Source organism: Sporolactobacillus laevolacticus DSM 442, assembly GCF_000497245.1.
GTDB lineage: Bacteria > Bacillota > Bacilli > Bacillales > Sporolactobacillaceae > Sporolactobacillus > Sporolactobacillus laevolacticus.
Map to the genome: position 1 here is coordinate 196,429 of NZ_AWTC01000013.1, position 12,316 is coordinate 208,744.

The following is a 12,316-nucleotide window of genomic DNA, read 5'->3' on the forward strand; positions in this document are numbered from 1 at the left end:
GCATCCCCTTTATTGTTTGATTATTTTGCATTCTGTGACTCAATAGCGTCACGGAGGCCGTCACCGATAAAGTTAATCGAGAGAACAGCAAGTAAAATCATCAAGCCCGGTGGAATCCAAAGCCATGGCTGCGATGAGAGCACGGTAATGGATTCAGCCTGTGTAAGCATGTTTCCCCAGCTGGCTGCCGGTGGCCGTACGCCCATACCAAGGAAGCTTAATGAAGCCTCCATAATGATCGCCGACGCCACACCAAAAGTTGCATTAACAAGAATTGGTGCCAGCGCATTAGGGAGAATATGCTGGAAAAGGATCTTCGGCGTTGAGTAGCCGAGTGCAACACCTGCCTTTACATAGTCCATTTCTTTTATTGAGAGCACACTGCCCCTGACTAAGCGGGCAATGGCAGGCCAACCGAGAAGACCAATGACAAATGTGATGTTAAACAAGCTTGGTCCGATGATACTGACCAATACGAGAATAACCATGAAATAAGGAAAGGACATAAAGATATCAGTAAGACGCATAATGAGCATGTCCACCCATTTACCAAAGTATCCAGCAACTAGTCCGAGAACAATGCCTAGAGCTACATAAATAGCAACAGCGCCGATACCAACCGCTATTGATACCTGTGCACCATAGATCAGGCGGCTCATCACATCGCGCCCAACTGGATCAGTTCCTAAGATATGTGTTGCTGATGGCGCAGCTTCAAATTCACCGAAAATTTTATTCGGATCATGAGGCGAAATAACCGGAGCCAGCGCAGCAATAAGAATAATTAATCCAAAAACAATAAGTCCGGCAACTGCCAATTTGTGTTTTAAAAAACGCCTCATAACCATGTGCAGGTAGCTTTCTTCTTCTCCAAGCTGCAGAAGAATCTGCTCCGAGCTCTTCAGGCCTTCCGTTTCCGGAACGTTTTTATTTGGGTTTAAATTCATCGCCATGTCATCCGTTCCTCCTTAGTCATACCTGATTCTTGGGTCGGCGACGGCATACAGAATATCTGTCAGCAGATTCGCAACAAGCACGGTTACTGCTGCAAGCAGGTTTATTGCCATCAGTGTTGAATAATCCCGAGATGTGATCGATTGGATGGTAAGCAGCCCCAATCCCGGCCATTGAAAGACCTGTTCGGTAACAATTGCACCGCCGATAAGCATTGGGATGTCAATCCCGATCACAGTAATAATCGGAATCAGCGAATTTCTCAGTGCATGTTTATTCGTAATAATAAACTGAGACAATCCTTTGGCCTTCGCCGTTCTCAAATAATCTTTCCCAAGAACATCCAGCATACTGGAGCGGACATAACGCACCATGTTCCCGGCAATTCCGGTCGCAAGTACAGCAACAGGAAGCACAAGGTGATTAATTGTATCCATCAGGCTCCCGTCGCCGCCAAGGGTATTCATGCTTCCCGTTGGAAATAATAGGAGCTTGCTTGCAAAGACATAAATAACGCCAAGTCCTAAAAAGAAGTGCGGAACCGAGATTCCAAAAAACGAGAATCCTGTAACCAAATAATCAATCCATGAGTTTTGCTTTCTCGCACAGACAATACCGAGTGGGATGGCAATTAAGTAACCAACGATTAATGAAACCCCCATCAGCAAGACCGTTGGGCCTATATGTGATGCCAAAATCTGAGTCACAGGTTCACGTGTTGAGTAGGAGAATCCCAGATTGCCATGGAACAATTGCACAAGCCAGTGTAGATACTGTGACCAAACAGGCTGATCTAATCCAAGTGCATGTTTTTGCATTGCGAGCTGTTCAGGCGTTGCAGATGGATTGACCATCATGTCTACAGGGTTACCCGGAGCAAGATTGATAATGAAAAAATTAAGTATGGTAACGCCAAAAAGCACAGGTATGGCAATTAAAATGCGTCGAAAAATGTATTGAAGCACTGATAATCCTCCTTTCAGACATTGACTGACTCAAGTGGAAAATGGCAAGCGACTGTATGGCCTTTGCCGGTCAGTGTCGGAATTTTTTCTTTGCAGATATCTTTTGCGAACGGACAGCGTGTATGGAAAACGCAGCCTTTCGGAGGATTGGCGGGACTCGGTACATCGCCTTCAACCACAATCTGCTTTCGATCCCGCATGTGCGGGTTTGGAATCGGATATGCATTGAGCAGAATTTCTGTGTATGGATGTAATGGGTGCTCGAAAATTTCTTTTGTTGTTGCAAATTCCATAACTCGTCCAAGATACATCACGCAAATTCGATCGCTAATATATTTGACCGCACCCAGTCCATGAGCAATAAACACATAAGTCAGCTTCAATTCTTTTTGAAGATCTTTCAGCAAGTTGAGCACTTGCGCTTGAATGGAAACATCAAGTGCCGATACCGGTTCATCGCAAATGATCAATTTCGGATGAAGCATCAACGCGCGAGCAATACCAATTCGTTGCCTTTGTCCACCTGAAAATTCATGTGGATAGCGGTTTTTGTATTGTTTTGAAAGACCGACAATTTCCAAAATTTCATTTACTTTTTTATCTGCTTCACTTCTTGTCGCCAATTTATGAGCGATCAGCGGCTCAGCAAGCAAATCACCGATACGTTTTCTCGGGTTCAGCGACGAATAAGGGTCTTGAAAAATAATTTGCAACTCTGTCCTTAATTTCCGCATTTCTTTATTGGAAATCTTCGCCAGGTCCTTCCCTTGAAAGATAACTTGTCCAGCTGTTGGATCTTCGAGCCGGACCAGGGAACGTCCAGTTGTGGATTTCCCGCATCCCGACTCTCCGACAAGCCCGACTGTCTCGCCCGGATAAATATCAAAGCTTACATCATCCACAGCTTTTACATAGCCAACAGTCCTGGAAATGACGCCTTTTTTAATCGGGTAATACTTTTTTAGATTTTTGACCTGAAGTAAGGGTTTCTCTTGCTCGCTCAACGGCATGTTCAAGAACTCACTTCCTTTTCTGCTAGCTTCTTATTTTCATAGTCTTGCTCTTCTTTTTCATACAAAAAGCAGCGGATGCTATGTGATTGCTTATCCTCAATTGGTTTAAGCAGAGGCTTTTCTTCAAGGCAACGCTTCATTGCATGCGGGCAGCGGTCATAGAAACGGCAGCCCTTCGGCATGTTATGCACACTAGGTACCGATCCAGGAATCGAGTCGAGTCTCATATCATCCGGATTGGTAATATGCGGAATGGATTTCATCAGGCCGAGTGTGTATGGGTGTTTCGGGTTATCAAACAGTGTGTACACATCAGTTTCTTCAACAACCTGACCGGCGTACATTACAGCTACTTTGTCTGCCATTTCGGCAACAACACCGAGGTCGTGTGTAATCAGAATGATCGCTGTATTTGATTCTTCACGCAATTTCTTCATCAAATTCAGAATCTGAGCCTGAATCGTCACATCCAAAGCGGTTGTCGGTTCATCGGCAATGAGGAGTTTCGGTCGGCAGCTAAGTGCCATCGCGATCATGACACGCTGCCTCATACCACCTGACAGCTTGTGCGGATATTCCTCGATGATTCCTTCAGCTCTTGGAATGCCTACTTTTTTCAGCATGTCGATTGCATATTTTCTTGCCTCAGTCTTGGAATATTTCATATGCAGCCGGATTCCCTCGGTTAACTGATCACCAATTGTGAGAACTGGATTGAGTGAAGTCATCGGTTCTTGGAAAATCATTGAAATATTATTACCGCGAATTTTTCGCATATCTGCTTCGGTCGCTTTTGCCAGGTCTTTTCCCTCAAAAAGGATCGAGCCTTCAGTTACAGAACCGTTTCGATCCAGCAGATGCATAATGGAAAGCGAGGTTACCGATTTTCCGCAGCCTGATTCACCGACAAGGCAGATCGTTTCTCCTTCTTTTAAATCAAAGCTCACTTCATCAACGGAAGTAACAGGGCCCTTTTCCGTTTGAAATTGGGTTTTAATTTTGTCTACCTTTAAGAGTTCGCCCAAAACGCTGTCCCTCCTTATTATTTTCCGAAAGCCACATTGGTTAATTTCGGAGCTTCCTTTTCACAAAGGTATTTGTCTACTAATGAGAGGAACGCTTTTCCGGCAACAAGCATGACGCGTTCATCAAAATTGAATTTCGGATGATGGTGCGGGTAACTTGCGCCAACCTCCGGATTGCCGGCACCGGAAAACCAGAACACGCCCGGTTTTTTAAGAAGAAAATGTGAGAAATCTTCCCCGCCCATCTGCGGTGCAATCTCTCTTGCTACATTTTCGCCAAAAGTCTGATCCATGACATGCTTAAAAACATCTGTCTCTTTTTCATGATTATATACAGCCGGATAACCGGTCACATAATCAACGGTTCCCTGCGCATGAAAGGCGGAGCAGACGTTTTCAACAATCACCGATAATTCTTTTTTCACTTTTTCACGAACAGCCGGATCAAAGGTCCGAACGGTTCCTTCCAATACAGCGGTATCTGCGATTACATTTGGTGCGACACCTGCGTTAAACTTGCCGATCGTTACAACCGCAGCTTTCTGAGGATCTACTTCTCTGCTTACAATGAGTTGTAGTTGATTAACAACTTGAGATGCAACCGCAACAGAATCAACAGAAAGGTGCGGTGCGGAGCCATGTCCGCCTTTTCCTTGGATACTGATTTTTATGTAATCCGCGGAAGCCATAAAATAACCCTTGCGGTAACCAATCGTGCCAAAGGGTTCGGTGCTCCAAAGATGTGTGCCAAATACGAGATCCACATCGTCCAAACAGCCGTCCTTGATCATCGCCTGAGCTCCGCCCGGAGGATATTCCTCAGCGGGTTGATGGATGAGTACAACATCCCCTGCTAATTCCTCACGGTGCTCTTGAATCACTTTTGCAACGCCAAGCAATGTTGACGTATGCCCATCATGTCCGCATGCATGCATGACATTCGGAACTTTCGATTTATAGGGAACTTCCGTCTCTTCGTTAATTGGAAGCGCGTCGAAGTCTGCGCGTAGCGCAACGGTAAGACCGGGTTTTGCTCCATGAATTCTGGCTACAATTCCATAACCGCCAACATGTGTTTTGATATCTGTAATACCAAAACTTTTCAGTTTCTCCAGGATAAATGCCGATGTTTCTGTCTCGTGATAAGACAGCTCGGGATGCTGGTGAAGGAATCTTCGCCATTCAACCATCGTATCAAAAGAATTTTCCAAATCGTCAGACCATGAAGCGTTCATTTTCTGACCTCCTGCTTAGAAAGTAATAATAAATAACAAGAATGACACAATATTGTATTTTCAGAATTCATCAAATCTATAAAGCCATTATAAATGAGCACACACCATTAGTCAAAAAAATTATTAAAATAATAAACGTTTTTCACGTTCATTTGTCAACTAACCTGACATTCCAGCTGCTTTTTCATTCAATTTATTTATTTTTCATCATTTTTTTTCGTCAAATTTTGGTGTATGATAGAATTTATTACAATAATAATAAATTATTTCGAATTTGACAATACACAAATTGTTCAAAATTTAAACGGAGCGTATTCTTAAAGAGTTTGTTCAAAAAGGAGGACAAAAAGGGCCGAGAAGATCAAGGAAACGCCGTTTCGAGCACCGGAGCGTATGCAAACAATACGTGAGGAGCGAAGAAACAAGTTGACACAGAGATTCGACAGCAATTTTTCCCGGACTTTTTGAACACCATTTTAAATAAAAACTTGCCTTTGCCAAGCTTTTTTTTAAAGAAAGTTTTATAATTTCTAATAGTACACGTTCAAATACATGTTTAGGAGTGAAAAAACGATGGATGGTCAGAGCAAATCTCTTAACTATGATCAAGTGATCAGCGACTTGCTGACACTTCCCACAGTCAATGAAGCTATGAACTTTCTCGCTGCAGATAATGAAGCGACCACCGCTGAACAAATTGAGCTGACGTCGATTCCCGCTCCCCCGTTCAAAGAGGCGAAAAAAGGTGTCTGGATAGCCGGCCGTTTTCAGGCACTTGGATTAAAAGACGTACATACTGATGCTGAAGGCAACGTGCTCGGCTTTATTCCCGGAACTGCGGATGAGAAGAAGATTGTCATTTCTGCACATCTTGATACTGTATTTCCTGAAGGTACAAAGGTTGACCCAGTGATTAAAGATGGAATCGTTTATGCTCCGGGAATTTCTGATGACGGCAGAGGGCTAGCCGTGCTTCTGACTTTAATACGCGCCATCCAAGCTTCAGAAATCAAGCCTCTACACACACTCCTGTTTGTCGCCACAGTCGGCGAAGAAGGTCTTGGCGATCTGCGCGGGGTCAAGGCACTTTTCAGAGAGCGAGAAGATATCGGTGGATTTCTTTCGGTAGAACCCGGTACCCCTGAACGGGTCACAGCAACCGCAGTAGGCAGCCACCGCTATAAGATTACGTTTAAAGGACCTGGCGGGCATAGCTTTGGGCAGTTCGGATTACCAAGCGCCATTCATGCGCTCGGACGGGCCATCGCAGCGATCAGTGATCTTACTGTTCCTTCAGACCCGGTAACCACCTTTACCGTTGGAACGATTAGCGGCGGAACTTCCATTAACTCGATTGCACAAGAAGCTTCAATGGGGCTGGACATGCGATCGGTATCCCAAGAAGCTCTAAGCGAACTGGAAGATAAGGCAATGCAATACATTCACCAGGCAGTTAAAGATGAAAACGCGCGATGGAACAATGGGGATCTTATTGAGGCATTTATCGAACAAGTCGGAGATCGTCCGGCGGGTGCTCAACCAGCAGACGCCCCGGCCGTTCAGGCTGCTACAGCTGTCATTCGCGCTTTCCATCTGGAACCTGTTTTCAAGCCCATGAGTACCGACTCTAACGTTGCGATCAACCTGGGCATTCCGGCACTTACCCTAAGTGGCGGGGGTGAATGCGGGGGTGAGCATACTCTTGAAGAATTTTATAATCCTGAAAAAGCTTATCTCGGTGCGCAGACGGTTCTACTCATCATGCTTGCTTTCTCAGGTATCAGTAATCAATCACCATCCGTACTATTGCCACCTGTTCAATAAATTGCTTAAAACCGTACCCTGCGGCTTTAATAGATTAAATAACTAAATGACTAAACTGCTGAAACAAAGGAGACTTACCATTGACAAAGACCCTTGATGACACACAATTAGAACAAAAGTTGATTGAGTGTCGCCACCAGCTGCATGAAAATCCTGAACTGGCTTTTGAAGAATATGAAACTACCAAAGCATTGAAGAGATGGCTTTCAGAAGCTGGCGTTGAAATGCTTAATCTTCCCTTAGAGACAGGCGTGCTCGCCGTTATCCGTGGTGGAAAACCGGGACCAGTCATTTGCCTGCGCACAGACATTGACGCCTTGCCTATTCAAGAAACGACAGGATTGCCTTTCGCTTCAAAAGTTCCGGGAAAAATGCATGCTTGCGGCCATGATTTTCACACCGTGTCTATTCTCGGCGCAACCTTGTTGCTGAATGAACGTGCAGCGGAGCTTGAAGGAACGGTCAAAATTATCTTCCAGCCTGCCGAAGAAAACGGAGGCGGAGCTCTAAAAGTTCTAGAAACCGGAGTGCTCGATGACGTGCAGGCGATCTTTGGCATGCACGATATGCCACATATTCCAACAGGTACAATTGGCATCAAACCTGGTGCCTTAATGGCCGGTGTTGATCAATTCACCATTGATATCGAAGGCATAGGTTCACATGCTGCCGCTCCTGAGAAGGGGATCGACTCTATTCTCGTAGCCTCTCACATCATCACAGCTCTGCAATCGATTGTAAGCCGAAACATTTCGCCATTAAACAATGCAGTTATCAGCGTTACACGTTTGGAAGCCGGCAACACATGGAATGTGCTTCCGCAAACCGCACAAATGGAAGGTACCGTGCGCACTTTCCAGGAACATGTCCGTGACCAAATACCGGCAAAAATGCAACGTGTTGTCGAAGGAGTAGCTGCCGGATTAGGTGCAAAAGGCACATTGCATTATACAAAACTTGGTCCTGCATTGATCAATAACGAAAAACTGACGAATTGGGCTGTTGATACAGCCAAAGCTTCAGGACTGAATGTCATTACCCCAATTCCATCCTCCGCAGGAGAAGACTTTGCAGAATATATGAAAAAGATTCCTGGGGCATTTTTCTTCATGGGTGTATCCGGGAATTCAGGACTTCATCACCCGGATCTGATCATCGATGAAAAAGCGATCCTGCCAAGTGCGAAATTCTTCGCAAACCTGGCGGCCGACATGCTGAAAAAAGTATCTGATCTCTAATCTCTTTGCTAAAAACGACGTTATGGAACGAATAACCTTAATCAAGCATACACACAGCATTCAATGATTTAGAAATGAACAGATTTATATTTGAAAAGCCGGGTAAAAAGTCCGGTTTTTTTGTATATCAATATTTCGCTCATCAAGACTATTGCTGCGCAGCAGGGGATCGTATTTCGGCTCTATTTTTTTCTCGTTCGGTCTAACTTTGCGTGTTTGTTTGAACTCCGGAATTTCACTACAACTTTTGATCGATTTGCTACGACTTTTCCAGAATTAGTTACTACTTTTCCAGAATTAGTTACTACTTTTTACTCGTTCGTTACTACTTCGTATTTTCGTTGCTACTTCAAGCGTTTATTTACAATTTCCCTGGGACTGGTTACTACTTTTTATTCATTCGTTAATACACTGGTATTTCAACCTAAAATTCCAGGAGCCTGAGTGTTGAATCAGTCCCTACCTTTCTCGCAAAAAAGTCCTGAAGGGCCGTTTTCGGTCCCTTCAGGACTTTTTGTTGAAGTGTTATAGATTTCACACACTGCCGTGTACTTTTTTCACCTTGCTCAGGTATCGGTAGATTGATGCTTCAGAGGTACACAATTCTTCGGCAACAATACTGACAATGCCCTTGAGGAGAAAAATTCCGTTCTCATTCAGTTTTTCAATAATTTCCAATCGTTCTTCTTGAGACATGCGTTCAGGTGGAATGTTTACTCCACCTACAATTTCTTTAATGCTTGCTTTCGCAAGATCCTCAATAGATGGGCTCAGGTGCTCAACGGTTGGCGCGGTTTTCTTTTCAGCAATTTTTTGCACGCCGACAAATTTGCTTAAGTAATCGATCACACGCTCCATTTTTCTGTAGTCAATATTTATACAGAGCATGCCGATAATCTCATTATTTTCGTTTCGAATGAAGAAAGTAGATGAACGTAGAACCTTTCCGTCTTTGGCAACACCCTCGTAATTGGTGATGAACGATTTATTCTGTGCACGTCCTTCTTTCAGCATCTTCAAAATCAGATTCGTAACTGGAGATCCGATTTCACGTCCGCTCAAATTCGTTTCACTGATCGCCACAACTGAATTTTCAAGGTCGGTGACATCGTGAAGAATGATTTCAATATCGTCGCCAAGCACTTCTCCAAGAAAAGCGACCAGATCTTTGAACCTTTCTAATTCCGCGTTAATAAAACCACCGCCCTACCATTTCAAATCGCAAAAAAAAAATAATTATCGCAATAATAAATCAGTTATGTTTATTTTCTAATACCAGCACATACTTGTCAATGAATCAGTCGCTAAGATGCTTTTCTCGGATTGGTTCGCAGGCCGATTTCGTTGCAGCACTTTTCGTGAGTTCATTCCAGGCGTAGACGACTATAGACAGCCAAATAAAAATGAAAGATAAGAGCTGGATGCGATCAATCGGTTCCCGAAAAATAAACAATCCGATCAGAAATGCTGCTGATGGGGTCATATACTGAAAGAAGCCGATCATCGTCAACGGTATCCGTTTTGCACCTTCTGCAAACCAGATCAAAGGAAGCGCAGTTAGAATACCCGCACCGATCAGAAGCAGTCCGGTCACCTGAGTAAAATAGTGTACGGAAGCAGGCGATTGAAACCCATCAAATATCAGGAAAACGACGGCAAATGGCACCATCAGCATAGTTTCGATTGTCATTCCGACATACGCTTCAAAAACGACAAATTTCTTGGATAGGCTGTATACACCTGAAGTGGCGGCGAGGGACAACGCTAGCCATGGAATGTGTCCATACCTGACCGTCATGACCAAAACACCGATTACAGCAAGAATGATTGAGCTGATCTCCCACACCCCTGTCCGCTCTTTCAGGAAAAGGATGCCCATCAGCATGCTGACCAGAGGGATAATATACAGTCCCAGGCTCGCTTCAATTACGTGTTCATGAGCAACCGCCCACACATAAATGATCCAATTGGCACTAATCGACACAGAACTTGCCGTCACAACAAGCAACTGCCTCGGTTGGTGAATAAGCCATTTTGTTTGCGCGCGAAAGGCTCCGAATTCCCTACGTACTGAAATCACAACAAGCATAAATACGAACGCCCAAGCAATACGATGGGCCAGCACTTCGGCCGAGGAAATTGATCCCAGCCATTTCCAATATAAAGTCAAAAATCCCCATATTGAAAAAGCAGAAAAAGTATAAAGAACGCCTGAACGCATACGTTTTTCATCATGAGGATTCATCATCTGCATCCCCCTGAGGTAAAAGTAAACCCAGAATAAAAAACCCGCCGGCTTAACGCTCTATCCATAAACCAAACACCCTTATCAGCTCAGAAAATCCAGTGCGATTTTCTTGTAAATTTTAATAGACTCAAAAAATGGCGCACGTTCTACATATTCATTGGGCTGATGTGCAACAGGCGGATAGCCGGGACCGACTACCGCGATCGGGAATGTTTTATTCACTTGTGAAAAGAACGCGCCGTCTGTATATCCCGAAAAACCGTATGGTTCAATGTTCTTGCCGCGCACGTCCTCAATCACTTTAACAAGACTTTGAACGAAGCTGTCATCCTTTGGCGTCTTGACCGGATGCATATCGTTAATGATTTCAATTGATGCATTTAACTCTGGAATATCTTCTCGAACTGAATCGATCAATTTGTGAATCGCAGCAATGATGTCTTTATGATTCTGTGAAGGCAGTGTACGCATGTCAATTTCTACCGTACATTTATCAGGAATGACATTCGTTCCAGCGCCCCCATGCATGACATCGATACTTGAGGTCGGCGCGCTAAGCAGATCATCGGCTTCATAGTCAAATTCAAATTCGGACTGGAATTTTGAGAGTATCGCAATCATATGCTCATTCGCGTTAATGCCATGACTAGGAGTTGACCCATGTCCCGTCTTGCCAATTGTTGTCAACCGTACCCATAGTGCTCCTTTTTCAGCAATGGACAGTTCATTGCCTGTCGGCTCGCCGATTAAAACGGCATCCAGATCATCCGCGTATCCGCCGTTAACCAGCTGCTCAGCACCAATTGAGGAGGTTTCTTCACCCACCGTTGCGATAAATTTAAGCGTACCTTTAAGCGGTGCCTTTTCTTCTTTTAATTCAATGATCGCAGCAATCATCGCCGCCAGACCGCTTTTCATGTCCGATGCGCCGCGTCCATAAATCTTCCCGTCGGCCTCTTCAGCGCCAAACGGATCATAATCCCATGGAATTTCTCCCACCGGAACGACATCCAGATGACCGGTAAAAGCAAGCACTTTTCCCGGTTCGCTCCCCTTGAATGTCGCAATCAGCTGCTCGCGTTTTTCTCCATACGTCACAATCTCCGTATCAATTCCTGCCTTTTCAAAGATCGGTTGAATCAGTGCAACCGCCTCTGCTTCGTTTCCCGGAGGATTGGTCGTATTAATTTTTAATAGTTCTTTTAGCAAGTCAACTGCTTTCTCATCACCCATAAATTATACCTCATTTCTCAGGACAAAAGTCCGTCTTTTTTTGTTCCATCGCATAACTGTGCCTTTTAAAGGGGCTTATGTCTTCGTAACGCATAAGAATATACGAATAACGATGCACTTGGCATTCCGAAAAGCCAAGGCAAAACATTTTTAATCGTAGAAATGTTCAGAATGATTAGTGCATCGTTCATTTCTTCGAATCGAGAGTAACAATCCCCCCTTTGAAGTCAAGGCTCTGTTAAACTTAGATGTTGTTTTATATGGTCTTTAAGTCTTTAAACGCTTTCGGTGCTCGCTTTCCGCGGCAGTCCGGGAGCCTCCTCAAACAATTTAGCCGTCTGCGGGGTCTCCCTTGGCCTGTATTAACTGGTTCAATCCCGCAGGAGTCTCGCACCACGCGTTCTTCAGCTTATACATGGGTAAAAACAACATTAGATTTAAACTTAGCCAATTTTAAAAATGTTTATGTATAGTGTTCTTTCTCTTTTTAAACTCGTGGCATTTTGATTGCATAACCCTTATGGACAAGTATAGCAAAATTCTGTCGATTTCTGCAGTCCCTTGTTAAAATTTCTCAGGAA

At 44.2% G+C, this 12,316-nt stretch carries 10 protein-coding genes; 2 read left to right on the top strand and 8 right to left on the bottom strand.

What is annotated here, in order from left to right; translation table 11 throughout:
- Positions 1-20 precede the first annotated feature (20 nt).
- Genes opp4C through P343_RS31885 form a run of 5 tightly spaced genes read right to left on the bottom strand, consistent with a single transcriptional unit; the run spans position 21 to position 5,192 of the window.
- Positions 21-953, bottom strand: a complete 933-nt coding sequence (gene opp4C / locus P343_RS31865; RefSeq protein WP_023510941.1) for an oligopeptide ABC transporter permease — start codon at positions 951-953, stop codon at positions 21-23.
- Positions 954-968: 15 nt separating this feature from the next.
- Positions 969-1,919, bottom strand: coding sequence for an ABC transporter permease (locus P343_RS31870; protein WP_023510942.1), 951 nt, complete (start codon positions 1,917-1,919; stop codon positions 969-971).
- Positions 1,920-1,933: 14 nt separating this feature from the next.
- Complete coding sequence (locus P343_RS31875) at positions 1,934-2,929, bottom strand: ABC transporter ATP-binding protein (protein ID WP_031264118.1); 996 nt, start codon at positions 2,927-2,929, stop codon at positions 1,934-1,936.
- 2 nt (positions 2,930-2,931) lie between these two features.
- The gene (locus P343_RS31880) at positions 2,932-3,957 is read right to left on the bottom strand and encodes an ABC transporter ATP-binding protein (RefSeq protein ID WP_023510944.1); all 1,026 of its coding nucleotides are present in this window, start codon (positions 3,955-3,957) and stop codon (positions 2,932-2,934) included.
- Between the two features lie 17 nt (positions 3,958-3,974).
- Positions 3,975-5,192, bottom strand: coding sequence for a M20 metallopeptidase family protein (locus tag P343_RS31885; protein WP_023510945.1), 1,218 nt, complete (start codon positions 5,190-5,192; stop codon positions 3,975-3,977).
- 573 nt (positions 5,193-5,765) lie between these two features.
- Here P343_RS31885 and P343_RS31890 point away from each other — a divergent pair.
- On the top strand, positions 5,766-7,016 hold the full coding sequence (locus P343_RS31890; protein ID WP_023510946.1) for a M20/M25/M40 family metallo-hydrolase: 1,251 nt from the start codon (positions 5,766-5,768) through the stop codon (positions 7,014-7,016).
- Positions 7,017-7,096: 80 nt separating this feature from the next.
- Positions 7,097-8,254 (top strand): amidohydrolase, encoded by a 1,158-nt coding sequence (locus P343_RS31895; RefSeq protein ID WP_023510947.1) that lies wholly within the window; start codon positions 7,097-7,099, stop codon positions 8,252-8,254.
- Positions 8,255-8,788: 534 nt separating this feature from the next.
- Here P343_RS31895 and P343_RS31900 read toward each other — a convergent pair.
- From P343_RS31900 to P343_RS31905, 3 genes are all read right to left on the bottom strand, one after another.
- Positions 8,789-9,448 (bottom strand): helix-turn-helix transcriptional regulator, encoded by a 660-nt coding sequence (locus tag P343_RS31900; protein ID WP_031264119.1) that lies wholly within the window; start codon positions 9,446-9,448, stop codon positions 8,789-8,791.
- Positions 9,449-9,551: 103 nt separating this feature from the next.
- Positions 9,552-10,502: an EamA family transporter RarD gene (gene rarD, locus P343_RS0119050; RefSeq protein ID WP_051384771.1), complete on the bottom strand. Its 951-nt coding sequence runs from the start codon at positions 10,500-10,502 to the stop codon at positions 9,552-9,554.
- 81 nt (positions 10,503-10,583) lie between these two features.
- A complete protein-coding gene (locus P343_RS31905) occupies positions 10,584-11,735 on the bottom strand; it encodes a M20 family metallopeptidase (RefSeq protein WP_023510949.1) in 1,152 nt (383 codons plus the stop codon).
- Positions 11,736-12,316 lie beyond the last annotated feature (581 nt).